At 45.1% G+C, this 26,652-nt stretch carries 39 protein-coding genes; 4 read left to right on the plus strand and 35 right to left on the minus strand.

The features are described 5' to 3' along the window. Position 1 precedes the first annotated feature (1 nt). From EL268_RS32195 to EL268_RS32335, 30 genes are all read right to left on the minus strand, one after another. On the minus strand, positions 2 to 727 hold the full coding sequence (locus EL268_RS32195) for a hypothetical protein (RefSeq protein ID WP_106656868.1): 726 nt from the start codon (positions 725 to 727) through the stop codon (positions 2 to 4). Beyond that, positions 724 to 1,470 carry a baseplate J/gp47 family protein gene (locus tag EL268_RS32200; RefSeq protein WP_106656869.1) on the minus strand — a complete coding sequence of 249 codons (747 nt, stop codon included), beginning with the start codon at positions 1,468 to 1,470 and terminating at the stop codon, positions 724 to 726. Before EL268_RS32200 ends, EL268_RS32195 begins: the two co-directional genes overlap by 4 nt. Further along, positions 1,463 to 1,900, minus strand: coding sequence for a DUF2634 domain-containing protein (locus EL268_RS32205; RefSeq protein WP_106656870.1), 438 nt, complete (start codon positions 1,898 to 1,900; stop codon positions 1,463 to 1,465). Before EL268_RS32205 ends, EL268_RS32200 begins: the two co-directional genes overlap by 8 nt. Next, complete coding sequence (locus tag EL268_RS32210; protein ID WP_106656871.1) at positions 1,897 to 2,328, minus strand: DUF2577 domain-containing protein; 432 nt, start codon at positions 2,326 to 2,328, stop codon at positions 1,897 to 1,899. Before EL268_RS32210 ends, EL268_RS32205 begins: the two co-directional genes overlap by 4 nt. Next, on the minus strand, positions 2,325 to 3,317 hold the full coding sequence (locus tag EL268_RS32215) for an XkdQ/YqbQ family protein (RefSeq protein WP_106656872.1): 993 nt from the start codon (positions 3,315 to 3,317) through the stop codon (positions 2,325 to 2,327). The genes EL268_RS32210 and EL268_RS32215 overlap by 4 nt, the downstream gene beginning before the upstream one ends. A 26-nt stretch (positions 3,318 to 3,343) precedes the next feature. After that, a complete protein-coding gene (locus EL268_RS32220; RefSeq protein ID WP_106656873.1) occupies positions 3,344 to 3,895 on the minus strand; it encodes a hypothetical protein in 552 nt (183 codons plus the stop codon). 55 nt (positions 3,896 to 3,950) lie between these two features. Further along, on the minus strand, positions 3,951 to 4,211 hold the full coding sequence (locus EL268_RS32225; protein ID WP_106656874.1) for a YbjQ family protein: 261 nt from the start codon (positions 4,209 to 4,211) through the stop codon (positions 3,951 to 3,953). A gap of 46 nt (positions 4,212 to 4,257) precedes the next feature. Further along, a complete protein-coding gene (locus EL268_RS32230) occupies positions 4,258 to 6,600 on the minus strand; it encodes a phage tail tape measure protein (protein ID WP_106656875.1) in 2,343 nt (780 codons plus the stop codon). Positions 6,601 to 6,800: 200 nt separating this feature from the next. Further along, complete coding sequence (locus tag EL268_RS32235) at positions 6,801 to 7,232, minus strand: phage tail assembly chaperone (protein ID WP_106656877.1); 432 nt, start codon at positions 7,230 to 7,232, stop codon at positions 6,801 to 6,803. Between the two features lie 33 nt (positions 7,233 to 7,265). Beyond that, positions 7,266 to 7,667 (minus strand): phage tail tube protein, encoded by a 402-nt coding sequence (locus tag EL268_RS32240; protein ID WP_048033496.1) that lies wholly within the window; start codon positions 7,665 to 7,667, stop codon positions 7,266 to 7,268. Between the two features lie 11 nt (positions 7,668 to 7,678). Then, positions 7,679 to 9,094, minus strand: a complete 1,416-nt coding sequence (locus EL268_RS32245) for a phage tail sheath N-terminal beta-sandwich domain-containing protein (protein WP_106656878.1) — start codon at positions 9,092 to 9,094, stop codon at positions 7,679 to 7,681. Next, the gene (locus EL268_RS32250) at positions 9,095 to 9,280 is read right to left on the minus strand and encodes a YqzN/YkzM domain-containing protein (RefSeq protein ID WP_106656879.1); all 186 of its coding nucleotides are present in this window, start codon (positions 9,278 to 9,280) and stop codon (positions 9,095 to 9,097) included. Then, positions 9,255 to 9,737 (minus strand): hypothetical protein, encoded by a 483-nt coding sequence (locus tag EL268_RS32255; protein ID WP_106656880.1) that lies wholly within the window; start codon positions 9,735 to 9,737, stop codon positions 9,255 to 9,257. Before EL268_RS32255 ends, EL268_RS32250 begins: the two co-directional genes overlap by 26 nt. Beyond that, positions 9,730 to 10,224: an HK97 gp10 family phage protein gene (locus tag EL268_RS32260; RefSeq protein WP_106656881.1), complete on the minus strand. Its 495-nt coding sequence runs from the start codon at positions 10,222 to 10,224 to the stop codon at positions 9,730 to 9,732. Before EL268_RS32260 ends, EL268_RS32255 begins: the two co-directional genes overlap by 8 nt. Continuing rightward, positions 10,224 to 10,610 (minus strand): hypothetical protein, encoded by a 387-nt coding sequence (locus tag EL268_RS32265; RefSeq protein ID WP_106656882.1) that lies wholly within the window; start codon positions 10,608 to 10,610, stop codon positions 10,224 to 10,226. Before EL268_RS32265 ends, EL268_RS32260 begins: the two co-directional genes overlap by 1 nt. Beyond that, on the minus strand, positions 10,598 to 10,915 hold the full coding sequence (locus EL268_RS32270; RefSeq protein ID WP_106656883.1) for a DNA-packaging protein: 318 nt from the start codon (positions 10,913 to 10,915) through the stop codon (positions 10,598 to 10,600). Before EL268_RS32270 ends, EL268_RS32265 begins: the two co-directional genes overlap by 13 nt. Then, complete coding sequence (locus EL268_RS33075) at positions 10,896 to 11,069, minus strand: hypothetical protein (protein WP_164724557.1); 174 nt, start codon at positions 11,067 to 11,069, stop codon at positions 10,896 to 10,898. Before EL268_RS33075 ends, EL268_RS32270 begins: the two co-directional genes overlap by 20 nt. Before the next feature lie 22 nt (positions 11,070 to 11,091). Beyond that, entirely contained in the window at positions 11,092 to 12,063 is a 972-nt protein-coding gene (locus EL268_RS32275) for a phage major capsid protein (RefSeq protein WP_106656884.1), read from the minus strand. Between the two features lie 14 nt (positions 12,064 to 12,077). Then, positions 12,078 to 12,728, minus strand: coding sequence for a hypothetical protein (locus tag EL268_RS32280; RefSeq protein ID WP_106656885.1), 651 nt, complete (start codon positions 12,726 to 12,728; stop codon positions 12,078 to 12,080). Then, a complete protein-coding gene (locus tag EL268_RS32285; protein ID WP_106656886.1) occupies positions 12,725 to 12,937 on the minus strand; it encodes a ribosomal-processing cysteine protease Prp in 213 nt (70 codons plus the stop codon). Before EL268_RS32285 ends, EL268_RS32280 begins: the two co-directional genes overlap by 4 nt. A 54-nt stretch (positions 12,938 to 12,991) precedes the next feature. Then, the gene (locus tag EL268_RS32290) at positions 12,992 to 13,900 is read right to left on the minus strand and encodes a minor capsid protein (protein WP_106656887.1); all 909 of its coding nucleotides are present in this window, start codon (positions 13,898 to 13,900) and stop codon (positions 12,992 to 12,994) included. Further along, positions 13,897 to 15,444 carry a phage portal protein gene (locus EL268_RS32295; protein WP_106656888.1) on the minus strand — a complete coding sequence of 516 codons (1,548 nt, stop codon included), beginning with the start codon at positions 15,442 to 15,444 and terminating at the stop codon, positions 13,897 to 13,899. The genes EL268_RS32290 and EL268_RS32295 overlap by 4 nt, the downstream gene beginning before the upstream one ends. Before the next feature lie 15 nt (positions 15,445 to 15,459). Continuing rightward, complete coding sequence (locus EL268_RS32300) at positions 15,460 to 16,869, minus strand: terminase large subunit domain-containing protein (protein ID WP_106656889.1); 1,410 nt, start codon at positions 16,867 to 16,869, stop codon at positions 15,460 to 15,462. Beyond that, positions 16,850 to 17,473: a hypothetical protein gene (locus EL268_RS32305; protein ID WP_106656890.1), complete on the minus strand. Its 624-nt coding sequence runs from the start codon at positions 17,471 to 17,473 to the stop codon at positions 16,850 to 16,852. Before EL268_RS32305 ends, EL268_RS32300 begins: the two co-directional genes overlap by 20 nt. Positions 17,474 to 17,530: 57 nt before the next feature. Continuing rightward, positions 17,531 to 18,265, minus strand: coding sequence for a DUF4145 domain-containing protein (locus tag EL268_RS32310; protein ID WP_106656891.1), 735 nt, complete (start codon positions 18,263 to 18,265; stop codon positions 17,531 to 17,533). 57 nt (positions 18,266 to 18,322) lie between these two features. Then, positions 18,323 to 18,556 (minus strand): hypothetical protein, encoded by a 234-nt coding sequence (locus tag EL268_RS32315; protein WP_106656892.1) that lies wholly within the window; start codon positions 18,554 to 18,556, stop codon positions 18,323 to 18,325. Between the two features lie 135 nt (positions 18,557 to 18,691). After that, on the minus strand, positions 18,692 to 19,987 hold the full coding sequence (locus EL268_RS32320) for a site-specific DNA-methyltransferase (protein ID WP_106656893.1): 1,296 nt from the start codon (positions 19,985 to 19,987) through the stop codon (positions 18,692 to 18,694). Positions 19,988 to 20,206: 219 nt separating this feature from the next. Continuing rightward, positions 20,207 to 20,701 (minus strand): hypothetical protein, encoded by a 495-nt coding sequence (locus EL268_RS32325; RefSeq protein WP_106656894.1) that lies wholly within the window; start codon positions 20,699 to 20,701, stop codon positions 20,207 to 20,209. Positions 20,702 to 20,750: 49 nt separating this feature from the next. Next, entirely contained in the window at positions 20,751 to 21,050 is a 300-nt protein-coding gene (locus EL268_RS32330) for a hypothetical protein (protein ID WP_106656895.1), read from the minus strand. A 518-nt stretch (positions 21,051 to 21,568) separates the two neighbouring features. Beyond that, a complete protein-coding gene (locus tag EL268_RS32335; protein WP_106656896.1) occupies positions 21,569 to 21,961 on the minus strand; it encodes an ArpU family phage packaging/lysis transcriptional regulator in 393 nt (130 codons plus the stop codon). 128 nt (positions 21,962 to 22,089) lie between these two features. On the opposite strand from EL268_RS32335, the gene EL268_RS33080 reads away from it, so the two are divergent. Both EL268_RS33080 and EL268_RS33085 read left to right on the plus strand, forming a co-directional pair. Next, positions 22,090 to 22,395: a recombinase family protein gene (locus EL268_RS33080; protein WP_164724558.1), complete on the plus strand. Its 306-nt coding sequence runs from the start codon at positions 22,090 to 22,092 to the stop codon at positions 22,393 to 22,395. A 61-nt stretch (positions 22,396 to 22,456) separates the two neighbouring features. After that, complete coding sequence (locus tag EL268_RS33085; RefSeq protein WP_164724559.1) at positions 22,457 to 22,630, plus strand: hypothetical protein; 174 nt, start codon at positions 22,457 to 22,459, stop codon at positions 22,628 to 22,630. Here EL268_RS33085 and EL268_RS32345 read toward each other — a convergent pair. The 3 genes from EL268_RS32345 to EL268_RS32355 all read right to left on the minus strand — a co-directional run bounded on the left by EL268_RS32345 (position 22,627) and on the right by EL268_RS32355 (position 24,100). After that, positions 22,627 to 22,857: a hypothetical protein gene (locus EL268_RS32345; protein WP_106656897.1), complete on the minus strand. Its 231-nt coding sequence runs from the start codon at positions 22,855 to 22,857 to the stop codon at positions 22,627 to 22,629. The genes EL268_RS33085 and EL268_RS32345 overlap by 4 nt on opposite strands. An 813-nt stretch (positions 22,858 to 23,670) precedes the next feature. Further along, positions 23,671 to 23,940 carry a BC1872 family protein gene (locus EL268_RS32350; RefSeq protein WP_106656900.1) on the minus strand — a complete coding sequence of 90 codons (270 nt, stop codon included), beginning with the start codon at positions 23,938 to 23,940 and terminating at the stop codon, positions 23,671 to 23,673. Next, positions 23,867 to 24,100 carry a hypothetical protein gene (locus EL268_RS32355; RefSeq protein WP_106656901.1) on the minus strand — a complete coding sequence of 78 codons (234 nt, stop codon included), beginning with the start codon at positions 24,098 to 24,100 and terminating at the stop codon, positions 23,867 to 23,869. The genes EL268_RS32350 and EL268_RS32355 overlap by 74 nt, the downstream gene beginning before the upstream one ends. Positions 24,101 to 24,192: 92 nt before the next feature. Between EL268_RS32355 and EL268_RS32360 the strand changes: the two genes are divergently transcribed. Further along, entirely contained in the window at positions 24,193 to 24,747 is a 555-nt protein-coding gene (locus tag EL268_RS32360) for a hypothetical protein (protein ID WP_106656902.1), read from the plus strand. A 227-nt stretch (positions 24,748 to 24,974) separates the two neighbouring features. On the opposite strand, the gene EL268_RS33090 is transcribed toward EL268_RS32360, so the two are convergent. After that, positions 24,975 to 25,130: a hypothetical protein gene (locus EL268_RS33090; protein WP_164724560.1), complete on the minus strand. Its 156-nt coding sequence runs from the start codon at positions 25,128 to 25,130 to the stop codon at positions 24,975 to 24,977. 63 nt (positions 25,131 to 25,193) lie between these two features. Between EL268_RS33090 and EL268_RS32365 the strand changes: the two genes are divergently transcribed. Next, positions 25,194 to 25,412 (plus strand): hypothetical protein, encoded by a 219-nt coding sequence (locus EL268_RS32365; protein ID WP_106656903.1) that lies wholly within the window; start codon positions 25,194 to 25,196, stop codon positions 25,410 to 25,412. Between the two features lie 191 nt (positions 25,413 to 25,603). On the opposite strand, the gene EL268_RS32370 is transcribed toward EL268_RS32365, so the two are convergent. Beyond that, positions 25,604 to 26,635 carry a hypothetical protein gene (locus tag EL268_RS32370; protein WP_106656904.1) on the minus strand — a complete coding sequence of 344 codons (1,032 nt, stop codon included), beginning with the start codon at positions 26,633 to 26,635 and terminating at the stop codon, positions 25,604 to 25,606. Positions 26,636 to 26,652: the final 17 nt, after the last annotated feature.

Here is a 26,652-nt window from a genome sequence, read left to right on the forward strand (position 1 = left end):
CCTATATTGTTTTCGTAACCTTTGATTGTTGAATATAGAACACTTCGTCAGCAAACGTTACGTCATTCGTAAAAAATACATTCGGTGACCACCAACTCTTACGGTCATGTTTGCTGTTTTGAAATGAATAATAGGTTCGCGAGTGGGTTGTCATTTTTTCCTTACCGCTCAGCTCATCATCCCCATGGTCAGTGGTAAGGATTGCCCCATATCTATCCATGCTTTGACTTGCCGATCCTCGTTCATATTCGATCTTGTGAGATAACGCAATCGAAAATAAATATCGAAAGCCTGCTGGTCCCATTAATTTGACAATTCCTTGTGCTACACCAAGTGTCTCAGGCGTTGTAAAGATGACTGCTGTTAACGGGGCAAATTCCCAGCCATCTGCCATTACTCCAAACTCAGAGAGTTCAACACCATCCTCAGGCATGAGGCGATAAGATTCTTGTAAGCCATATCCTTGTGAAAGAATGGATTCAACTGTCATTCTTCCATTAGTTGCTCTTAGCTTTGCAAGCAGGTCCTCATCATCGGCAGCGTCAAGTTCACGCCTCCAAAGTTCTAGTGAGTCCTTATGCATCAGATGAAGAAAAAACGCCTTCCAAATGTCGCTATCCATTGGCAAAAAGTCGGCAGCGGCACTCATAATCGTGCGCATATGCCGACTTTTTTTATAGTAACTAGGTAGTTCACTCATTAGAGCATTGACTTGCTCTTCGCTCATACGATAGTCACCACCGGATCAATTTGAGCATCTGGCCTTAGTGTAATGCTCGTTGTTGGTACTATAATTTTGGCATCCGTTGCGCCAGCCCCAACTAATACAGCAAATATCTGCGCTAAAAATAGCGTTCCTCCGACTCCAATCGAATTGGTATATGCCAATATTGTTTGTCTGGCTTTTTCTTTGTCTATTCCCGTTACCACAACTTCAATAGGTACAGTTTGTCTACTGACATGTCTAACGACAAGATCAAGCCCTGGTGTTTTACGGCGATCAATTAATTCTCGAACTGTCTCCAATAAGTTAGGAATGGTGCCGCCAACAACTAGGTCAGCAGTTCCGATCCCTCTTATCAAGTTCAGTCCCCTTGCGTAGTTTACACCAGGTATTGACAGCGCCCAGCGCTCATAGTCAGTTAGCGCTCCACCACGCTCAGGATTACGTTTATGGCGCAATATTCGGTTGCGTAAATCCTCCGTAGGCTCGTTTTTATCCAGAGCTAACCCATAATCTATTGCCATGAGCTCTAGGTACTTCCTCGTTGCAGTTACAGCAAATGCTTGTTCGATAATCTTGCCTCGTTCCGTCTGATGCTTAAAAAGCGCTTTTGCAATCGGAGCAAGAGCATCGTATATAATCGAGCCTTCACTTCTGTCTACATCTTCTTTGACAGTTAGAAGCATGTCATATAAAATTCGTTCGAAAGTTGAGCTTTCCAAAAAGCTAAGATCAATTTCAGACATCGATCACCATCTCCAACACCCCTTCCTCAGTAATGATTTCAAAGAAAATTTTCAAGATGTTACTTTCCCACAGAAAGGAGAATTTTTCACACCGTTCTATCCCATGCAAATATTCCAAAGCCTCGCGGACTAATCGCTTAGCCTCTGCCTGCTTCCACGCTCTCGTTCCATCACTCCTAATCACTTCTTTCAATTCATTCCCATAATCTGAGGAATAAATAGAAAACATATAGCGATCGGTACGTAATGCTTTTGTAGCTTTTTGGAGCAATGCTTCTTCTCCATCAATCATTACTGACTTGCCGTCAGGCCGCACGGTAAACTGCCCTGTTTCGAAATCAAACTTATACGTTCTGAGAACATTTTTAATGGGCCGTAGTTCTTGTGTGGGACTAGCCTCTTTCACTGGGAAAACCGGAAAAATACTCATGGGCGTTTCACCCTATCAAGGATGTAATAGGCAGAGTCCACAGATAACACGTGTACTTTATCGTTTACCTTCAGCACGTCCTCAAATTGCAGTAACAAATAGTTATGTTTGAACGAGGTAAACGGCGCAGCCAAGTCATCCGTGTCTAAAAAATCTTCCTTTTTCATGTCACCCAGATCACGTTCTGCTTTTTCTTGATGGGTAATCGTGACAATTCGTGTATGTCTCGTCAAGTGTTCTAAGACAGTAATAAACTCTTTCCCAATTGGTTCTGTCATACCATCTATCAAGATTTTCAAATCGGGTGGTGGCTTAATGACAGTTGCCAACTCTATCCGTATATCCTTTGGGGGTGGATTTGTCCCACCAGTTCCTTGTTTTTGATTGGCACCTGAAAGTACGTGAGCAAGCTTTTGAAAGCCATTCACCTTCCATTCACCTCCATCTGCAAATCGAGTTTCATTTCATGGTAACCAGGTCGTATCGTATGGCTGTCGCCGAAAACAGTAAACACCCCTTGAAGTTTCGTGATCTCCTCGTAGACTTCAATTTTCGTCCCAGCAATGACGTCATCGATCCCCAAGGAAGTAACGGAAGCCTGCTCTTTGACCCGGCTTAGATTCTGCAATTCTTGCTTAGCCACTTCAATTTTGTTTCCCCGGTCTTCATCTTGTATTTCTATCACCTTAACAAGATGGCCGTACCGTTTAGCGTTGGTAGTTTCAACTTCATCATGTAAAACAGAAATGTATTCACTGTCGCTCCCGACCACTCTTACAACTGTTCTCATTTCTGCAATTGATCGTTTACGTTCCGCGTTTAATAGATTGCTTCCTTGCTGTACTTTCCACTGAATTGTTTGCCCTCGCTGTGTTCCCACATAAATCTTCCCTTGGTCAATCCAGCACCAATACCGAACACCAGTAGAGCGAAACACTTGATTGAGGACGTCTACAACTGCATCCCATACACTCTTTCCGCGAATGACTTGTTTTTCCACGGCAGGCATTGCTCCTATGCCCCCAACGGGAATGCCATGCTGCGCGAAAATGCGCTTTAGAAGCTGATCGGCAGCCTCACCTGTTGAAACCACAGCTACATCGTTATTGAGTAAATAAAAGCCGAAATCATATGCTACTGCGTTGATATCTCCTTTTGCTGTCCTTCCTAAGTCAACAATCATACCTGTGAAAAGTGAGCGTGGAGTGCCAGACATAAAAGAAATCAACTCGATCAGATCGCCTTCTTCTACATTCACATCAGGCCAAAAGCGATCCCGTCCATTGTTGGTTTTAACAGCCAGAGAACGCTTTGCTTCCTGACGACTTCCGGACCATGTTGCTTCTGAGAAGGGAAGGAGCAGCGCTTGCTTACCCGGCTTTTGAAATCGAACCTCATAATGATATTTTGGCAGCATCAGTCTCCCACCTTTCCGCCCAAGATTCATCGTGAATTATACTTGTCAACCAATGATTTTTTTTCTTCTTTTTTCTTGGTGGCTGACACCTTCGCTTTTCGTGTATCCGGTCGCTTCCCTTTACCCGTTGTTTGGAAAGGAATGCTCACTTCAGTACTCTCCATGGTCACGAACCGATACTCTTTCAGTGCCAACTTGAAATCTATGTCAAACCCGTCCCATTCATAAGAAAAATCACGTATGGTCACAGCAGCATTGATTTCACTACCTGTCACCGTAAACCGAATGGGGTAGCCCGAATTTTTCCACCGTTTCAAAGTCTCCACGAATTCTTCGGGAGACGGAAAACCGTCGTATTCACAAAACCCCGGATCATATGTCTCAGGCCAAAACGTAGAAAAAGAATACTCTTCCAAGGTTGACTCCCCGATGATAGTCGCTTCCCCAATGGCAACCAGTTCAATATCGATGTAGCTATGCCCGATCTTTACAGCTATTTTTGGCGGAATGACAGGAAGACGAAGCTTTTCAACGTTATTGTTCCAGGCTAACCAGAACTCCAGATGCTTGAATTTCATCTCCCTTACCTCCAATAAAAAAGACGCCCTACATTTTTGTAGAGCGCCTTCCTATTTACTTGAATTTAATTGCGGTACCGTAGGCAGTATGTAAGGCACCGTTTAAATTGTATCTGAAGCAGATAACTGCATCTGCTCCTTGTTCCTGAGCTTTATCACCAAGCATTTTTACAATGAAATCAACATCATGTGTTACTTTAGGTGATGTAACTGTAACTGTCCCTAATGGTTCGTAATCCCTGTTAATTTTGTCGGAAGAGATTACCAAAATACTTGGTTCGTTATTCGATTCTTTTTTTCCACCAAAAAAACTCATGTGAGAATCCTCCCCATCGAAAAGCTATACGGGAATATTTTACCTTTTATTCAAGGACTATGGAACCTGTTCCAGATAAAACGTGTTTTACTTTCTCTGCAAGCATAATTGCAATTCGCTCACATAGGTTCTCTAACTCATCCTCAGTATTCTCTATTGTTGATTGCAAGGTCACTTGAATAGTGGGATGAAAGTCAATATATAGAGAAGCTGGCTGCTCATTTGGCCTTGTGTATTGTGCCTGACTTCCGCTTGTTATAGAAGGTGTATAACTTGGAACTTGACTAAAAGTACCATCCAAAGCTGAAACTAATGAGTCACTTGACGCTTCAACACCCATTGCCATAGTCTCAGGAATAGCCATACCACTATCTGTAAGCCGAGAAAAAGGACCCAGCTCAGCATCAGAATGTGGTAAGAATTGATCAGCCCATTCTAATGCACTGGCAATAGCATTTGCTACTTCGTCCTTAACAGATAAGATCCCGTCAACGATTGTCAGTATGATTTTTTTGCCGCTATCAAACAAGCCACTTATCCACCCATCAAACCAGCCGTCGATCGTAGTAAAGGCGTTGAAAAAAGTTTCCTTTACTGTCTCCCAAGCCCCCGACCAATCACCTGTGAGGAACTGAATAAATGCTGTGAACAGACCTTTCCAGAATTCAAATTGCATTTTGAAATATGCTGTAATTCCATCCCAAACTGCTATCCCCGCATTTTTAACCCATTCCCAGCCTGCTACTAGATAAGCACTGACCATATCCCAATTTTCGTAGAGCCACCAGCCAATTGCTATTAAAGCTATTATCGCAGCTATTACAAGAAGAATGGGCCACAAAGCACTTATCGACGCTATGCCAAATCCAGCCATCGCACCTGACATTGCTGCAAAGCCTGCTGATACAGGCATCCATATTCCAGCCAAAAAGATTAATGGTCCCACCAATAAAGCTAGGGCAGCCATTACCATCAAAAATGAAACTGCCACCTTCGTGATGAACGGATGCTCTTTTGTAAATGCCCCAATTCCCTTTGCAATTTTCGCAAGAAGACCAACAATTGGTTTTGCCACTTCTAATACGGAGTCACCTATCGGATCAATTGCAAGCTTCATTTCGTTTGCCATCGCTTGCCATTCATTCGAAACTTGGCCAACTATTTCAGTTGTTTTTCCTGCAAAATCTTCAAGTGGACCAGCATTAAGCATGGACATTAAAGCCTTCCGTCCAACATCTTCATACTGAGTTCCAAAGACGTTTCCCAAGACGTCATCTTGTAGCTTCTGATCCTTGATAGAAGCAATTCCTGCGGTGATTGTCATGATCGCATTTTCTGCTTCTTTTCCACCAGCTTTAATCTGATCGAGCATTTTGAACAGTTTATCCTCACCGAAAATACCTTCAAGAGCGCCCAAGGCTTTCTCATCCAGCGCTTTGTTCAATCGAATACCGAACGACTCTTTAAAAGCATCGCCAAGCTTGTCAAAATTGAGCGCCCCTTTTTCGGCTCCTGCAACGAACATACCCATCATTTTTTCAGCACTGATACCTGCTTCCGCGAATTGTGGTGAGTATTCCCAGATTGTATCGAGTAAATCATCTGCCTTGTCACCCACTCGTTGGTAAGCTGCCGTTATCATGTCCAATCCTTTAATTGGGTCAGTAGCCCATTGCCCCTGCATCATATCCAACGCTTTTGCAATGCTTGCTTGATCAAGATTACCGAAAGAAGCCTTTTCAAGTGCGAGAGCACCTTCAGCCACTTTCCCGATCTGTTCGTCTGTACCTTCTAAAAGTTGGCGAAGCCTTCCATACGATTCAGCAGCTTCCAATGGCGTTTCTACCAGACCTGATGCGAAAACCCCTTTGGCGCTTTCTGACAAGCTCGACATTTCAGCGTCTGTAGCACCTACATTCGCCTGTAAAATGCCAAGAGCCTGATCCATGTCGTGCGCTGCCATAGCAGCCGTAGACAATCCTGCTGTAACGACCGCGCCTCCTGCTGTTGCCAGTCCGCCAATTTCCTCAAGGTGTCCTGCTACGGCATCTACATGTTCAAGTGATGCTGCTGCTTCATCACCAGCTTTTGCAGCTTCACGGAGGGCTCTTTCCAGCCTTGAAGCCCCTTTACCATCAACAGCACCGGCTTCTTGATCTACATCAGAAAGTTCTCGGGACAGTCTTGTTGCTTGCTGGTAAGCGTCATCCAAGGCACGTTCCATTTCCCTGATCGCGCCGTCATCCATGTTTTCAATCGCATCCTCGACATCACTTGCAGCATCTTCCACATCATCGAAAGCATCTAGGGTTTTGCCGAGCAAACGCAGGAGAGAAGTGAGTTGCCGACTTATCTTGTCTTCAAAGGCAAGAGTTGTTGTTGCTGCCATTGGTTATCTCCTCCTCCCCTTTCCCCGCCGACCCTTTTGCCGTTCTAGTTTCTTTGCCTGCTCTGCTTTACGCTCCATTTCCATCGCTGTGGAAACCAAGACGAACTGTTTTTCGCGTTCTGATAGGCAAAGAATTTCTGTTGGCAGCTTGTTTTTTTCTTGCCAGATATAAGAAAAGAGAGCCAACTCAGGACTCTCTTTTATGAGTTTTTTACCTCTTCCTCAGCCTCCTCGTCATCCGTGAAATCGCTGATCTTTGAGATGGCCTCATAAAGCGCATCAATTTCATTCGGGCTGAAAATGCAAGGGACTATATCAACAGCAGCAATCTTACCGAACTTCGCAAGCACTTGTTGAGAATCAATGCGAAAATCTGTACGGTCCGTATCGATACCTGCAATAATGATCTCTGCTTTCAAACGCAAGTCATCAAACTCCACTTTCCGTTCTGCTTTACTCTTCTTACCGGAGACAGAAACTTTCAATGCTGCCTTTCTTGCCTTGAAATACACTTCACCGGAGACCGAACGGATCGGTAGCTTAACGCCTTTCTTCTTCCAAACCCATACGTCCTTTACGACTTCTTCTGTATTCATGCTCAAAAAGTCTTCCATCGTCAAAAACTGACTCATTTGAGATTCCTCCTTGGAATAGCCCTGGTATTTTTAAATAAACTCGTAGTCGTCAACTGTACCTTCAAGCGTTGTATCCTCATCAAGTTCACCGTGACTCCATTTTGCTAATGACAGAGAGTCGGGACAAAAACCAGTCACTGCGACGCGATACTTGCCAGCAATTTTGTCGTCGAGTTCCCCAATGAAATTCACTTTCTTTTCGGGGTTTGCCGAGATTTCCATGATGAGCTGCTGGATATCCGATGTACGTTCAAACGTAGCTGTCATGCTAACAGATGATGCCAGCACACGATGTCTTTTCCGAAGCTTCCCAGCCCTCTTACTTTCACCCTTCTCAAATTCCTCAGAGAGCTCAAAGCCAATGCACTCGGGGAGTTCCCTTCCATTCTGGTCATAAAAATGCCCATGGGTACCGGAATACGTTTCTTTCATGCTGTATCACCTCACTTTGATTTGTTGTAGATATAAATTTTTTCGAGAGCATCTTGATGGCGGAAGCCAGCAATGAAATGGCCCGCATTACGAGCTGGCGTGTAAATCGGGTCCTCCCCGTGATATTCGGGGTCTTCAATGAATTCGTAATCATTCGCGATTACTTCCAGCGTAGCAAGGGGTCTGAATACCTCTTGCTTCATCATCTGGCAAAAGGCAGCGCGGCGAGCAGGGCTGTTGCTGTTTGGCTGCTGACGAATCCACTCCTTTCCTGCTTCCTCTTCTGCATGGAGGATAGTGTGGAAGGTGTCAGCCACCCGAATCTTGCCGTAGTCTTTTGACTGATCAGGCCCCGGAATAGTCAGGGTATTTACAGGCTCCTGGATGATAACCTGCCGATTGTCCATGTTCAGCATGAGTACACCAGCTTGCACCATTTCAATTAAATCCGTATCCGGGTCCCACTCATGTGTTAGGGATTCGAATGGAGTAATATATAATGCCATCGTGTAATTAAGCGGCAGGGAAGCCATCAGGGATGCAATGTAAATGGCCACTTTTGAACTCGCATAGGTGTTGCCTTTCCAACGTGCTCCACTTCCTACATTGACAATAGCCATGTGGTTCACATCGGTAGATGCTTTCATGATGGTTTGCTTGTTTTTATCCCTTGTTTCATCGCCGCCGAAAACAAACTTGATGTAATTACCTAGCGCATTTTGCTGTTTAGTCCAGTCTTCTGCTGCCGCATTTAGGGCAGGATCAGCAATTCCAAGAGTAAATACACCGTACTTGCCTTTCTGAGTCGCAAGCGCATTTTGATATGCCGTGTATTTTTTTGCCTCCACACTGGTTCCACTGTTACCTCCAGTCAGGTTTACACCCGCCGTTGCATCAGGAAGTGTATCAGCTATCTTTTTCAAGACAACAAACTCACTATCACTGAAAGCCTGAACCAGATCATCCACCGTTTTCGCTGCCCGACTGTCCACCAGCTCCGCTCCCCGATAGATCAGCAACTCTGTTTTGGTAGCATCCAACAAGCTTGGCTGCACTACGACTTTCAAATTGTTGCCAGCCTCTCCTTTGAACTTGGCTTCCACAAGTAATACATCGGTTGCATTACTCTTCAAAGTCACACTTGCGACAGCCGCACTATCCCCCGCCACGCGGTACAGCAAGACCTCTGTTGGATAAGGATTAGCTGCCCAAATCAGATTAAATGCTTCTGTGACTCCGAAGATTTTCTCTGCGGAAACCTTGGATCGGACTGTTACAAATTCCCCGATCGGTCCCCAATCCGCGACGATTGGTAATGCCAATTTTCCGCGATTACCAAGCTGGGTTTGCTCCTTAATAAAAGACTTTAGAAACGAATAGACACCGGATAAGACTTTATCTTCTCCCGGCTGATATTGTCCCGCCATTTAATTCACCGTCCTTTCCTTGAATTTCTTCACGAATTCCTCTGCCTGATCGACAGTCATTTCGTCTGGTGCATCAAAAAAGGTAGCAATGGCTTCTGTTCGGTTTAACCCGAACTTCTGCTCTGCTACCTTCAAGATTTGTTCTTTTTTATAAGCTGGTTTATTTTGCTCCTGTTTGCGAGACATGAGGCTTGCCTCCTTTCCTCAACGATTCATCGTAACGTCTATGAATCACTTCTAACGGGTCGTAAACCACCGTAGTATATGGGATATAAACGGTGTATTTCAGTTCAAACGATCGGTCTAAGTTATCTGGCTTGCTCATGGTCAAACGACACTCTCGCAGATATCCCACTTGCTTCTTGTCCGGGCCGTAGAGAGGAAGAATCCAGCTCCGATCCGCAAGGTCTTGCCTGACAGCCAAAGATAACCTCGTAAGTTGCTCTATATCCTTTGCCATCAGAACAAAGTTCATTGTCCCTTTCTCTCGGTAGGCATCAGCACGCCGTGGTTCCAGAATACGAAATGGCTCTTCAACAAACCACATGGGCCGTTTAAAGTCCTTGGGTACAGAAAGGTTCTCTGTTTGGATTCCTGTCAAAGAAAATAGCCAGTGTCGTACAGACAGCACATCATCACCCATCTGGAAACAGCCTCCTTGCTAAATCATCCAGCTCTTCTTTTACCAACTCGTCCATGATTGACTCAACCTCTGCTGTCGATCTCGCAAGATAGTGAACACCAGGAACGCGCTTCCCTTTCAAGATCATGCCGTCTGGATGATCAGGGACATAAATGAATTTTTCTCGATCCCAGTACCCCGGCACAAATTGCCCTTTCCTCTGAGTGAACCCTTCTTCCACGTAACGCGCATATGACAGGTTGGTGCCTACCGTGATTTCAGCTCGAAGCCCACTTAGGACCAAATCAAATACATTTTCCTTGTGACCAATAACCAGAGAGGCACGAAGAATCCCGTCCCGTACTGGAACCCTATCTTGAGCTCCCCGTAACACCTGCATACCAGCCATACGGGCAACACGATCCATAGAAACCTGTACTTCACGTTTGTTATGCTTTTTCAAGCGTTTGTACATACGCTCCAGGTCTCTCTTATCTACCTTTGCCATTAGATTTCCGGTTCTTCTCCCGTGACAGGATCAATCATGGCAATCACTACTTCGTAATGATGTAAGCTTTCAGCGCCATAGACCGGATAAGGGAGACTGACTTCATACAGATTGCCTGCGAATTCAGGTTGCTCAATCTTGAGCCGCATACCTGCCTTCAAATCTGCATACAGGGTGTGCATGAGGAAGTCCTGCGGGGTCGCCTGTCGCCCTGTAATTTTCTGAATGCGACCGGGGGAACCAGACACCCTGCAAGGAACTTTCTGAACAACAGGAAGCCATTCTGAGCGTTCTTTTCCCCCAGTGAAAGGGTCGGGTTCCCCTCCGACATCCAGAAGGGTAAAAGAGTGGCACAGAAGCCGCTTATATTCGGTTAGATCATCCACAACTTCTGCCCCCTGCTCTTGCTATATTTTTTGAGGATACCTTCGACTTTAGGGTCATTGCTCACGTAGGAAAACGTCTCCTGATAATCTCCTTGCTTGGTACTGCTCAATCGTCGATCTTGGGCCATGTCTTTGACCACCATTGCAACGGCCAGTTTCAATTCTAGGGGGACAGGATCAGGTACAGTCACCTGTCCCTCCACATATACATTCGCCCGTAGAATGACTGGATCAAGACGACTTAGCTCCCACGAAGCAAATTCAGCATAAAAACCGATCAGCTCACTACTTGTCAGAATTGCCATTGGTATTCACCGGCGTCTCTTCATTTGCAACAGGGTCATCTTCCAGCTTGTATCCCAATGGTTCATACACGACTTCAAATGCTTTCCGCGTCACTTTTATTTTTTTCTTGTCCTTGCCACCAGTGATTGTCAGCATATCATTTGGTTTTTTCATGAACGATAGCTCCTTTCAATAATTAAGGTGTTGGTACAAATCCGGTAGGACGTAGGACAGCAAATGCCCCTTCTTTGATTACAAGGAACGCAACTTGGAACGTAGCTTTCAATGCAACCATGTCTTGCTCAGCAAGAGAAAGAGGCTTCCCATCTGCAGCAGTAATACTTTGCAAGGTAGCCTCTTTCAAGATTTCATATTCGATGTCCTTGAGAATACCGACCTTCGCCTTTTTGAAATCACCCGCGATCAAGTCAGCTTTCGTTTTATCCCAGGCACCATTCCGACTGTATTCAATCGGTAAGGAGTAAAGTGAATCTTCTGCTACACCCTCCCGTACACTTGTTAGGTAAAGTGGATCACCATTGCTATTTTTCAAACCGCGTAACGAGGATTTCAAGCCATTGTGTGCAGCAAAAGCGCGGGGCTCCTGGTCGTCTGCTTCAATGAGTGCCATCACACTATTTACATCGTCTGCCAAGTTCTTACCAGACACGGAACCACGGGTAAAGCTATTGCCTGCCTTTGTAGCAGCAGTGAGAATGTCAGATGTAAATGGCGTCTCCGTTCCCATGATTGTTGCCGCGTCCAGTTTGGTATAAAAGGCTTCCACCACATAAGGCTTTAGTTCTTCAAAGACATCAACTCTGGAACGATTCAGCGCTTCCTTGGTCATAGGGATAATGACTGCCAGTTTCTTTGCTGTCAATGTAACCTGTGTCCACCGTGCAGTAGACGTTTTGATACGTTCACCCTCACCCACCCAATATGCGCCGGGCTTATCCAGGAACACCGGAATTTTCTTTGTTTCTGTTGTCATTGGCTCTAGTTGAGCCAGCTTGAGGATTGTCGAGCCGCGCACCACATCCTTGATAATTTCTTGCGAGGTCTCTTCTGGGATAAGTCCACTTAAACTGCTGCTGAGAATTACTCCTGCTCCATTGAATCGTTGTAGGTTATAGCGGAAGGTGGGTGCTTTCGTTTTTTGTACCATGAATGATTTCCTCCTTAGATTCGCTGCAATTTACGCAGGTCTGAGATATTTGGAATAGTAGACTTTTGATTGGCTAGTGGCTTGGCTGCTGGAGTATTTCCCCGCGTTGTTTCATCTGCCTTCAACCACGGTTTAGAAGTGATCAATTCAGTAACATACTTATCGATGTTCTTTACTTTGCCTGCCTCCGTAACCTCAACTTTACCCAGGTCTGCAAGTCGAATGGCATCAGACAATTTGTCCGGATCAATCCCTTGCTTGATTGCTTCCAAGGTGAAGGCATTTTCAATCCGGAGGGATTGGATTGTGCCATTTGCGTTCTTCAGGTCAGATTCCCGCTCTAACAGCTTTTGTTCAGCAGTTTTTTCAGCCTCTTGCTTTTGCTTATGGGAATCAACGATCCCCTTTAAGTCATCAGCCTTTTCGATGCCCAGCTCTTTCAAGAAGTCCCTGACCGCTCCTTGTAGTGCGGAATCGTATTCCTCTTGTGAGGAAAAGGCTACCGCAGGCTTACTTTCCCCGCCCTTATCGCCGCCACCATTTTGTTGTGCGCCTCCGTCATTTGCTCCAGCAACTCCACCGGAACCACCGCCTCCATCGTTACCACCTTCCCCTCCGCCATCATTGAATCGTTGCAAACGGAATAACCATTGAGACTTTTTCACTTCGTTCCTTCTCCTTCCTGATTTTGAATTTCTAAAGACACATAATCCGGGTATTGCTGTGCTATTGCTTGAATCCCCAGCAACGCGGTTTGCATGATGGTAGAAACCCCAGCACATACAATGTCCTTTCCATGCTCTGCATAATTGGCATGACCTACCGCATGTATTTTCATTTCACCGTTGTCCAGATACGCTTGAATCTTGATCACATCGATCTCGCCTCCTTTCAGGCAATAAAAAAACACCACGATTTCAACGTGATGCTACTGGGGTAATCCTTTTGCCTCTGCCCATTCTTTATAGGTGCGTGCTGAAGTGTAGCCTCTCTCCTGATCAATCCGGTAAGAGCGCTCGCGTTCCAGCTTCTCCAAGACCTTCGATTTCATTACTGGCCGCCAGTACGATCGACAATTTGGATGATTTGGTATGCGTTCACCCTCACGCCCTGGATTGTCGGCTGTATCATAGTCAAGCGGATATCTCTTGCCGTCTAGCTTGCGGCACTCAGAAGAAGTCCACTTGTCCAACGTGGCACAAAATTCCTTTTCACTCACAATATCTGAATTAGCTTGGTAAGCCATCGTTTGCCCTTGGGCTGCAGCCCGGTTTAATTCAGTCCGAGCCAGTCGTTTCGCATTTGCCCAGCTCTCCGTTGTCCTTTTTGTAATTTCCTTGGCTGTTCGGGTCACACCCCATCCCTGAGCTGCGCCCTGGGTGATTACATCCTCCATTGCTGCCGCCAACAGGTCAGTACGCATGCGAATCCGTTTGGAAAAATGCCTGCCTTGCCATGGTCGCTCCAATGCAGCAAGTACCATCCCAGTATTGATCTGTGGAAGCCGAACCTCTACTTGTGCATCCTGTTCAAGAAAATAGAGGTGATGGAACAGGCTGAGCTTGTACTCCTCCGCCCATGTGATTCGTAGTTGCTGCTCTTCTTCCATTCGGAGGGTGTGTAAGATAGTTTTTATGCTTGTCATGATGAGGTCGAGCCGTGCGGCGTTATAAATCAAGGACACTAGCTCTTCTCCGCTTTCAGCAAATCGGGCGTAGAGGTCAGTAATTTCTTGCACAATGCTTTTATTGGCTTTGGAGAACAGCTTTTTTAATTTGACCCCATGCTTTTCGATTCTCGCTTCCAGTTCCTCTTGATAGCGTTCCTCTCTGCTCATGCAGCGTCACCGTCTGGACTGTTTTCATCGTCAGGGGGCGCATCATCATCTGTCGGCTCCCTGTCCTCCAATGCGTCCGGGTCAAGTATCTTCATTCTGCGTTCGGCATCTTCGTCTTGTTCTTCCAACAGTTTTTCACGAGATGCGCGTGGATCATCCACAAACGGCAGCAGTGCCAGCCTTTCCTCATGGGACAACTGACCAACCAGTTTTGTTACGATCTCCACCATTTCCACCAAATTCACTGGCATGTTCTTGCTGAATTTCACATCGACAGCTTGATAATCCCACTGTTTTTTGTGTTTACTATTCAGCATCCCAGTAATAATTCGGATTCGGTTGCGGAACCCCTTACCGTAATGGCGGATTTTCATACCAGCCTTAATATCTGCATGGTAAAAGATGATTTTCAACGCGATTCCTGACGGAGCAGTCCCCACTTGATCAGGGCGCAGGTGTGGTGTTCCTGTTTGATCCAGTAAGGATTCAATTAGTCGATTGATTGTGTTTTCTTCGTGCTGGTCCTGCAAATCCCAAGTGATCGGCACCGCCTTACCACCAACAAGAATTTGCGAGGTTGACCACATTTTCGCTAGATATTGCTTTTTCTTCTCCACATCGGTGATCAAATTCCCTTCCGAATCGTAAAGAATCAAATCGTCCAAATCGAGGTCCTCAAACAGCACTTTCGGATTCTTGAAATATTCCTGCACATCTACCTTGCCAGTAACAGCCTTATTGATTGCGTCCATAAGTCGTTTCAGGTCTGATAGATCACCCATCCCCTCTACCATCCCGTCATCGCGATTCTCTTGATGCTTCCGACGGCGATTCACGTAATGTGTCCAAGGGACAACGGGCTTCTCCTGAAACTTACCATCCTGATCCTTCATGCGGACAGTGATGTTGTGTAAAACAGGATTCTTTTCACGGCTCGTGTCCAATACAATCGCTGAACCCTCCTGACGAAGATATGTAATCTCTTCCTCGTCGTATACTTCAACTATCATGGTTTTGGTGTTTCTGCTAACATCCGTCATTGTATAGTACCGAATAACAGCAATCAGTTTGGCTTTAACCGTCGTATCATACACAGCGATACACTCGTCCGCTTTGAACCCGGCAATGCAAATCTGACCGTCCTCGTCGAAGTAGTAGTATTCGAAAACCTCTCCGTCAATTGAACCGTCTTCGATAATGTCATAAGACAAGCTCTCTTCATCGTTAGCCATCAGGACAGCTTGCAGCTTTTTAACGTATTCTTCCACGTCCGTCCCTGCCTCATTGGCAGAATAGCGAATAGGGTTACTGGCAATGTATGACGTTCCGAAGTCGATGATTTTCCGAGCAAAATTCAAGACGATTTTGTTATTCGGTTTGCCCTTTTCCTCTTGCTTGTAGAGAATGTCCTGGTCTCCATCGACATACTTCCGCATGAGCGAGTAGTCCTTCGTCTGATGCTTTTTTATCAGGTCTGATACCCAACGCCATGAATTGTTGGCTTTGTTCTCTTCGTAAAACTGCTCCAAGAGCATCGTTTGCATGATTTTTCACCCCTTTCACCCAACCTTTTCGGCAATCTTCCAAGGAATGACCTTGAATCTACTGATAAGCAACTGATGGAACACCTTGCTGTTCCAAACCAGATACCGAAGACCATCCATAGAGTGATCATTTTCCTTCACTGGCACCTCAGCGCGGTCGCCTGTAACATCTTCCGGATATCTGTAGTTCGTCAATTCTTGGATGACCTCTTTCAAATGATCAGAAATGAATATGTTCGGCCTGCCGTTGTCACTCTTCACCTTAAACAGAGTGGAGACAGCCCGTATGCCTTCTTTCAAGTGCTTCTGAGCTGCTTTCGCTGGCAAACCATTAGTCAGATACGTTTTAATGTTGCTGGCGTCCTCTGAGTCACACCAAAATATCTTGATCTTCCACTTCTTCATGAGCTCTTTGTCTTGAGCCACCCAGCAGTTGGAATCACCAGGAACAAGAATCTCCATCTGAGCCTTATAGATCGCATCCACGATCCACAACTCGCCATTGGCAGTCATTGCTCCGACTAGAGTAACACCGGGGTTTGTAAAGCCCCAGTCCTTGCCTGCCTCAATGTGAACAAAATGTCCGTCTTTGAACTTCTGCTCGCAAAGCGCGCGCGGTACGACATGAATCGAACGATTAAACTCTTCATAAACCTGCCCAAAAAATACATCGAACCGGGCGAAAATCTCCCGGTCCACATATCGTTTCGGCATGGTTTCAATCATGCGCTGAATATTCTTTTGCAACTCAGGCAATGGATTGTCCTTACTCGTCCAGTAAAAATTGCACCATTCAGGGTCATTACGATATTCGTCGAGTTGACCGCCTGCCTGCGTGTGCTGTCCGTTCAATACGATGTCATGATAAAACCAGTTCATTCCCTCTGGCGTAGTCGTCCAAACGCTCCAGCCGCCTTTATCAGCAAGAGCATAGGAGAGATATCCGCTCCAGGTCTGCTCCTTCATCTTGGAAGCCTCATCAAGCCACACGCCGTCCAGTCCTTTACCGACTAGCGTCTTCGGGTTGTCGGCAGATTTAAACTGAATGAGGATGTACCCTTTCAGCCACACCCGATTCTTGGATAAATCCCAACTCTCGATCATTTCCTCTGGAATGACCGCTCCCAGCTCTTCCTGCTGAATCTCTGACATGGAATAGGTCGGAGACACACACCAGTATTCAAGCCTTGGCTTAGGCTTCTTCATCACTTTCAGATTTCGAGGGGGCTTGTATGGCAAACCCTTGTCTGCCTCAATATCTGAAAGGACTTTATCGAAAAACTTCCGCGCTCCCACATTCGTTTTCCCACCGCGACGACCGCAGTTCATGACTACGTTTCTCGCTTCACATTCCATGACTTCGATTTGTTTGGGATGAGGTGTCCAATCCGCGAATGGATCGAGGTCAAGTTCCAGACTTGTCACGCGACCACCTCCGGACGGTGATCTGCTTTTCAGGACCGCCGCCGTTGCTCAACAACTGTGCTTTGAGCTGTATTGCTTTTAGCTTTTTGTCTTGGACTCTGGTCAGTGCTTCTTCAAGCGACAGGATATCTTCAATCGCTCGATACTCTGTCTCTTCAATTTCCGTAGTAACCAATTCGTCCCGAGTAAGCACTACCGTTTTCGATTGTCCAGTCTTATCATCTTGAACCTGTACAGGCTCTTTTATAGCGACTCTCTCTTGAAGGACCCGACGTTGCTTTTCGGTCAATCCTTCCTTCAAGTCACGAATGCGGAGCATCATTTCGCGCTCACGCCATGTAAACAAACGGATTTCCTCATCCGCTTGCTGCACTGGATCGAGGTTGATCCTATCAAGCACCTCTGCTTGTTCTGGAGTCAAGGCGTCCATCCAAATCGACTGGAATTCGCCCGTCTTGACTGCATTGGTATTACGCTCTGGTGCTCCGCCTCCTGCACCGTGGAAACGGCAGACGTCCCAGCCGGGCTTAGCCCAATTTTTGCATTGCTCATCGCGCTGCTTGCTTCTTGCTTTGCATCTTTTCTTTTCAGGATTCCTCGCCATCTACATGACCACCACCTCACCACTTCATGGGGTTGTTTTCAAAAAAAGAAGACGCAATTATGCGTCCTCTCTTTTTATTTCGTTTGCTGTAGCTTGTACTGTTGCACTACCATGTAGAGAAGCTGTTCCTTCTATCGTTTTTCTCAGCTTATCTTGGATTTCACCTAATTTATCTGGTAAAACATATACGTAATCTAGGATTACATGGGTGAACTGAACCATGGAGTCCACTAACTCTGAAGAAAACTCTCTTTCATCACCATGTGCGGCTTCATTTCCTAATTTTCGTAGGACCGTGGTCATCTCATTTAGTATTGGAGGCAGCACACCATTATCAGATAAATCCTTAAGTTTCTCATAGAGGCTATCCCCATTTGCCTGTTTATCCTTACACATAATTTCCAATGTCCTACGTATTCCTATGGCGCACAGTGTTCCTTCTGTATTTTTTATTCGTAGAGCGGCTTCAAATGACTTTTTTACACTTTCAGGGATACCACTTTTGTCAAAAGTAACGGGAGGATATACTATTTGTTCATCACGTATCATATTCCCGCTTTGAGAATCACGATGATCTGTATTTTTCTGTGTTTTTAATAATGTCTCACTCTCGCATACAGGGCAAAGGAATAAATCCCATTCCGTAAAAAATTTAACCTGGTATGGTTTCACACTAAACCCCAGAAAGTTCTCAATCCATTCCTTTTGGTGATGTGCGATCCGATTCATTTGTGTTTTATTTCCGCAATGATAGCAGACCAAGACATGAGTTTTTGGTTCTTGTTGGTCCATATATACTCACACCCTCTCTGCAATACACTTCGGTAAAAGTCCGTTAAACCCTACTTCTTAAAGGTCATTTTTCTGCAACTCAATGTCCAGTTCAACCAACTTCTTAAGATCATCCACCGTCTTGATCTCGATGTGGCCAGATTGGAAGTCCTTAACCCACTTTGCAATGGCTGCTTTCACGACTCTCCTGTATTGATCCTTCGATTCCATGATGCCTTCCATCACTTCAATTTGATATTGCAATAGAAGGTCAATAGATTCGGGAGAAGACTGTTCTGTTGTTGTTTTCATTGTGGCACCCTCGGCTTTCCTGTAAAATGGAAAACGAGATAGTGGCTATGAGGTTCCGTGGCCACGGGTTTCCACTATCTCAGCCGGGGTGACCTGGTTGCATGGGGGGACGTTCGCGCGTCTCCCTTTTGCTATTTAAGCAGCTTCTTGTAGCCTGCTTATGAGTACAGGTTCAATGCCTGTTGCCTCATAGAATCGCCTCTTAATGACGTCGCAGAATTTTGGATCGAGCTCCATTGTTCTACAGATACGCCCCATCTGCTCACATGTCATCAGTGTAGAACCACTACCGCCGAAAAAGTCGACAGCGGTATCGCCTTTCTGACTGCTGTTCCCAATTGGAATAGCAAGCAGCGCCAATGGCTTTTGTGTAGGATGGACATACTTGCTTACATCCCCTCGCGATACCTCCCAGACGGTCTCCGGTTCCTCGGAGATTCCTGTTAGATCAGTTCTCCAAACCGTAGTCTGCTTACGATCTCCGTACCATGCTGGAGCCTGCCCTTTTAGATGAGCATAGAACACCGGCTCATGCTTGAACTTATATTGAGCAAACGACAACGAAAAAGCGTTCTTAACCCAAATACACTGGGTGCGCGATACTATTCCGGCCTCGTTCATCTTGTTCTCAAATTCTCGCTGATAGCTAGAAGGATGGAAAACATAGATTGCTGCTTTCGGGTCCATGATTGATGCATAATTTGCAAACACAGCTTGAAGGAAGTCCTCAAATTGCTCCATGGGCATGTCATCATTCATGATGCTTTCTCTGCCGTCTGAAGCAAGTTCTGATGAATCACTCTTGAACGCAACGTTATAAGGAGGGTCCGTTACTACCAGTGCTGCCCGCTGACCATCCATTAGCCGTTTCACATCCTGCTCACTTGTAGCGTCTCCACACATCAGAATGTGCCTCCCCAGCCTCCAAATGTCCCCTGGCTTCGTCTCCGGTTCAATGATATCGTTTAATGCTTTCTCAACATCGAAATCATCTTCCTTGATTGGTTCATCTATTTCCATGTTGACGTGCTCATTGATCAAATCTACAGCTTCTTCAAGATCAAATCCTGTTAGCTCTACGTCCAAATCGCTCTCCTGTAGCTCAGACAACACCTGTGCAAGCTTATCCTCATCCCAAGCACCACTGATTTTGTTCAGTGCGATGTTGAGCGCCTTCTCATTGATGTCATCCAAGTCTACGACTGATACGTCTACCTCAGTCCGTCCTTGCTCGTTAACAAGTATCTTGAATCCTTGATGTCCACCAACGAGGTTCCCTGATCGTTCGTTCCAGACGAGCAGTTGCACGTATCCAAACTCCTCGATGGATCGTTTCAGTTTCTCGTATTCGGGGTCGCCCGGTTGCAAATCAACGCGGGGATTATAAGGTGCCGGGTTAATTTTAGAGACTGATATTTTCCGTATGTCCATGCTGTTCAGCTCCTTCGTGGCAATAAAGTAAGAATAAAGAATATTGCCAGCCCTAAAATTGCTGTATGCCTTGATGCTGTAGGGCTGGTTACGTGTTTTGGGGGTGTAATCAAACGACTACTATTCAAGCGGAAAAGTATATGTATTGTTTCACCGCAAAAAATGAGGTTGCAGCTTAGAGCCATATGCTTTGGCTGCCTGTTGGCTTCTGGCGACCCCCTAGTCCAAATTTGGGTCTTCGCCTGCCTCTGTGATCTCCTGGCTGAATAAGTGCAGGAGCCACGTTTCTGCTGTCTTCCCGTTGAGAGAATACAGGGGGTTGATTGCTAATGCTGACTGTCCTTCCAAGTCGGTTCGACGCATGATGTGCAGCTCAATGAATGTCTTAACGATCTTGCGTGCTGTTGGATAGGAACAGTCTGCGATGCGGGCAAGGTCTTTGACAGTAAGCGGCGTACCCTTTTGTCCGCGCTCATTGTCGCCTTGCAGAAGGTTAGTTCCCTCACTGGCATAAGGTGCAATCTTCAACAAAAAGCCAGCCTCAGCGAGTGACAGCTTTCTGAGCCGTCGCTTTGCCTTTTGGCTGGCTTTGATCTTCACGAATTTTGAGCTGCGACCAACTGGACGAAAAACTTTTACGATCTCGTCCGACCGGCGCAGTACTTCCTCGGTGTAGTATATTTCTCCTGTCGCTGAGTCGACATACTGACGCACTACATTTCACCCACCCCCAAAAGAAAAAGACGAGCCTATAACGACTCGCCTACTCTTTATCTAGTTCCTCTATCATTCTCTTATGGGAAGCAACAAAATCTTCTACGCTATCATAGTAAGTGAGCCTGCCGCCTGATGGATCGGTTAGCCATTTGATTGCTTCCGGAGTAACCTGTGGTCCATAAAAACAGGAATTCAACATTTCGATCTGTTTTTCATCACGAATGCGGATTAGGTGGTTTTCCTGCTCATTTACGATGTAGAATTCCGGTGCTTCGGATGTGTTTACATATATCATTGCGGTGCTACGATTACTGAACCAAGTCCCCCTTAGGTCCTCTCTATACATACAACCAACGCACCTCCACGATTTCAGTAAAGTCAGTATACCATATACTAGGAAAAGCCTCTGCACTCTTGGGGAGGATCGGCGTATCGAATATGAGAGATACCAGACAAGGGGCGAGAGGCCGAAGCCGTAGGTCTCGCATGTAATCCCCTGTCCGGTAAATCCCAACAGAGTAAATCGCGATTTTCCAAAGTTCCGAGAGGGGTTCCCAAAACTTGAAAACCGCTGTAACACAATGCAAAAAAAAATAATTGCATGGTTCCCTGCTACGATCATCGCAAGACTAGCGCGTTCAGGCTCAGAATGTCCCCCTCTCGTAAGGTCACATTCGTCATCACCCATAGATTCGCTCAGGTACGCCATTGATAAGGGATGGGCGGTATCTCCCAAGAGCCGATGTCGCTTGCTCTTGACTCAAGATTACCGATTCCAACCTTTCAAATCGTCCTGCCTTTTATCCGTGAATTTGTCCGGTATTTTGTCGGGATTTTATCGACCTTTTTGAATGAAAAAGGCACTCAGATCATCCCGAGTGCCGTAGCAATTTGAAAAATAGCTTCTTTCTTTTTCGGATAATACTGGTCTTTAGTCAGACCCAAATCCAAATAAACATTGATATCCTTCACCTGTGAAGTGCTGAGGTACTTTTCTTCGATGATCTGGCGTTCCACCTCATCCAACGAATATTGCAGCGCTCGTTCGATTTGGCGTGCCTTCAACTCACTTATCGTCTCCGCTTGTTGAAGTCTGGGAAACAACTGACTGATGCCCTTCTCTTGAAGCTCCTGTTTGTTTTGGACAGCAACACGGAGGGCTTTGTATTTTTTCAATTCCTTTGCAACGGCCTTTCTGACTTCTGTCTCGTTTATCGGTTTCAGAAAAGACAACTGCTCTTGTACCTGTGCGCTCATTTTCCAGATTCCCCCTCGCGTTAGCCCATGCTATAATATGGTTTGACGAACGCATATTCGGGCTCCCGGCTGGGGGCTATTTTTTTGTCTGTTTGCGCGGTAAACTTGACGCAAGAGTTCAATTTGAGGTGATCATAGTGGTTGCTGTTTTCATCAGAACTGCATCAGATGATTTTAGAAAGACCGAAAAACAAATGGAATCTTGCATGCCGCTTGTCCAAAATGTAGCCCATAAGGTGTACATAGAAATTGACGTTAAAACCATTGACTCTGATCGTCCTGGCTTGTCTCAATTGATTGCTGACATAGAGGCCGGATTGGTAAACAAGGTAATCTGTCATAGTGCAGAGCGAATCTCCCGTAACCCTGTTGAATTGGGGAAGTTTATGCAGCTTGCTAATCATAAGAATGTACCATTAGTGTTTGCCGAGTGATCTGAATGGAATCACATTGAAATAATGTTCTTTTTTTAAAACTTACTGTGGAGGTACTAGCATGCCTGAAAATTTGTTAGAGCAACTAATACGAAAAGATAAAGTTTTAACTCATGTTCGAAAACTGATCGAAGATGTTGAAACCTACTGTGATCGAGATGTAGATTTATCTCCTGAAATACTTCGAGAAAAGTTACACGGAATCAAAAATGTTATTTCTATGGAAATAGATTAGTAGCACCTCCCACTATCAATTCGATGCCAGCGATTTACACCGCCTTCGATGTTCTCGATCATCATGCTAATAGCTACATAAATCCTGATCGCCATGTATTCTTCGTGATTCAATTCGAAGCGCTTCACGTAGATCGGTCCAAGCCGTTTTTTCTCAGCAAGCAATTGTTCGAGCGACAAATCAGCCAAGTCTTCGTAAACGGGGATCTCTTGACCGTCAATTTGCATCTCGTTCCCCTCCACTCAAACGACTTCTATAAGCCTGCTTTGTAGTTTCTTTATGTCATCAATATATGTAGCGATGAATCCATAACATTTTATTCTCCTTAGTCAAGTGCCCATACGAAAACCGTTACCCCTCATATATTGTCAAATAACAAGTAAATCAAGGGGTTGTGATGATGAAGGAATTTCTTCAATATTTAGATTCCATCACTGATATCACAGTATTGGAAACAATGCGAGAATCATTAGCATTAAGAGCCCCTGAAGCTGATTTGAATTGGCAAAATCGATTGAAGTTGTACAAACAGATTGAATTGATAATCGGACGAATCACATTTCTGGAGAAAACATCTTATTCGTGAAGACGTAATGGGTTCCGCTTGCATATGCTGATAGTAGTTCTTCAGCAAAATTTGTACCTTCTTACCCTTCCCCCTACGGAAGGTTTTTTTTCGTGCGGTGTTTCTTTTCCCATTTAACAAATCGTGTGATTAGTAAACATTTGACAATCAAACACTCGCCCTCCAGTATGTTGATAGGAGGAGTGATAGTTTTGAACCCATTGACAGATCATTACGTCAAATTGCATTTAGCGTACCTATCTGACATGCCTCTTCTCAGAAGGCATGTCGAGTTGAGTAAACATGAGACAATTTACGATCACATGTACGAGTTTCTTTGTACGGTACAAGAGTTATCCCACGAATCAGCACTGAGCATAGTTGATGACTTCCGATCTGACGCAATCATTCAAGATGTCCGAGAAGCCCGTGCCAGCGATTGAGCTGGTTTTTTCTTTTTACAATTACCGTTTTGTTAAGCAACCAATTCCAAAGCTTCCAAAGCGGCGTCACAAATTGTTCTCGGGGTTATGGCATATATGCTACTTGGGATGTGTTCATAAAAGACTAGGTACGCCAAATAGTTAGTTTCTCGCAATGTTTTGAACTTCTCTACAATCATCCACGCATCTGCTATGTTTTGGAGTGGATTCCACGCTGGATACAGGAAATCAATTTGCTCCTTGCTCCAGCCCATCACTTTCGTTGCCAGTGTTACTACGATCTGCTGCTCTGTCATCGTCATCCTCGTCTTCCTCCTCAAACGCTTTTTTGAACACGCTTTCTAGAGCTTTTACATACGTCTCCAATTTCTCATCAGACATATTGTTTACATCCGGTCCATGTCCTGGCACCATCCGAAAGTTCTCCAATCGTTTGAGTAGAGCTTGTCTAGTTGGTGTCAATGCAGTTATCTCTCCTTTCCTGAATAACTATTTAGTAAAATTTGAAACTTTCATCAAAAACGTACATAATCTTCTAAAAAGGAGGCGTACATATGTCGACAATTGCAACTATCTACAATCACCTATCAAACGGAAATAGCATCGGGGTCACTGATCGGGAGCGATTTGGAATAACCTCTGTTGCTGAGATAATAAGGGAATTGGCATCTTCACATCGAGCGCTCTTTCATGGGACTCGTGATATTATCTCTTCTGGTGCTAAACTCAACATAAAAGCACAATCTAATCGTCATCTCGTCTACAGTATGGTAAATCCACCTGGTACCCCTATTGCCTTCGCATCTAACTACGCAAACATTCTTATGATCAAAGCATTATTTTCTAATAAATATGGATTGGGCTATTCGTATGGCGATATTGATGAGGTGAAGTTACCCAAACAGACTGATGAAGTTGTTTTTCAAAAAGGATATATCTATTTATTGAAAAACACCCACAGTTTCCAAAAAGCTAACTATAGCGATTGGGAGTATTTTTCTACTGAAGATGAAACTGTATTTGCAGGATCAATAGAAATAACTTTAGATGATTGGCCAGACAACATTTCAATTTACCAAAAGATTGATCTTGAGACTTTAAAGAAATAGTACCTAATGTCTCCCGAGTCCCCAATCTCGGGAGCTTTATTTTTTCACATTAAGTTAGTGGCTTAGCTGTTTGTGTCCCATACTTTCGAATATTGGCTGCTTTAACTCGACATGTTTTGTTGCAATACCATTGGTTTCCGATAGCCATAAATCTATGGGAACAATACAGGCATGATTTTTCCCTCAAAAAAGCAGCCCTCCAATTTTTCATAATGAGCATTGTGTTCCTATTCCTTAATCAGTTGTACCTCTGACTTAGGTACTAGCGACGCCTTCCCGGATTTCTCCCACTTAATAAGTAGCTTGGCGGGCTGCCATTGTATGACAACTCCCCGGCCTAATTCCGGGTGCTCCACTTTATCACCAGCCACAAACGGATACATTTCCCCGTCTCCTTTTTTTGTCCCAACTCCGCGTGGCATAATATTCACAAAGGAGTTGGTCTTATGGAAAAGTCGTTTTATTACTCAGTCGAATGGTCTGAGGTCAGCTACCTCAAGGACGCCCTAGAAGCAATGGAGATACCTTATGTCATTGAACAAGATTCTGACCGTCTACAGCTTAATGCTGGCCATGTTGCCCTTGTGTTCCCAGACCTTCCTGTTCGTGTGTATGGAGACGTCCACGAACTTTTTGGTAGTCATGGACGCCGTTATCCAGAGTAGCCTTATTTCTTCCCGTTCCAGGGCGGCAATGCTCCGCCTATTTTCCAGTTGTTCACCTGTGGATTAACGATGGACTTCTTGATATATTCGTTTTCCTGACTTGTGGCTATAAATTTTCGTCTCCAAGGATGGTTTGGCGCTGGTTTAACGGCTGTCATATGATTCTGCCTTTCTAGGGGAGAGGAGCAGCTTTACGCTGCCCCCGGTTCCTCACCGTTTTTTGCCATATGTTCAGAAACGAGTTTCTTGTATTTCGCCCAAGCCGCTTGTAGTTTGGTGGAAGAGGTGCCGATCGATGATGCGATTTTAATCCACGTTTCGCCATTTTGTTTTCGTGCAAGCAATGCTGGGAAGTCATACTCCACTTCATCGAATGCAGGGGCTTGTCCGCTCAAGATGAATGCCACCAGTTTATCCTTGTCGATTGCACCGGTTACTTCGTCTTGTTTTTCAGAACCTTGAGGTTCTTCGTCTTTCTTATCACCTGACGTTTCAAAGCCTGTCTGCTCTGATTCAGGAATGTTGTCTTCTTTTACCTCTGTTTCAGGAGTAGTGGCAGATTGTGCCTCAGGATTATCCGGTTGTTGCTTATTTTGGGTTCCTGGCTCCACTTGATCGCTTGGTTTGTTATCTGCTTTTTCTTTACTCGCTTTTTGTTTTTCCTTGCTTTTTCGCCACTCGTCCCATTTTAAAGCCATAGGTGCTACTCGAGCGCGGTATTGGTCAACAAGCTCAGCAATCTTTCCGCTCGACATTTCCAGTTCAGAAGCTATTTTCATGTATGTCTCACCAGCCAGCTTGCGCGATACAATGCTCTGGAAATCGTAAGGTAGGTCATCAAACTGAGGAGCAAACCCTTCTCGAATAAAATCATCAATCACAGAACGTTCCGCCTCTTTTGACTCTTCTTCGGTTGGGATTTTCTCTTGCGGCATGCCCAAGTCGGCCTCAAGCTGCTCGCCCTCTGGTTTCACTTCGTGAACGATGCCGGACTCATCAACCTTGTAATTTACGACTGGTTTATTCGTTCTGGTATTAATTACGACATTGTAGTTAACAACAAGCGAATCCAATGAGGCTTCGGCCCGACGATCAATCATGTTTCCTAAAGCTTCTACTTTCCCGTTCAGGTCGCTAATAGTTGTTTCCAGTACGATTTCAACGACTCCCTTTGGCTTCATATTCACTTTCTTTACCGTCGGTTTAAAATCCATGTAGCTCATTTTCCACACTCTCCCTT

Source organism: Brevibacillus brevis, from assembly GCF_900637055.1.
Classification (GTDB): domain Bacteria; phylum Bacillota; class Bacilli; order Brevibacillales; family Brevibacillaceae; genus Brevibacillus; species Brevibacillus brevis.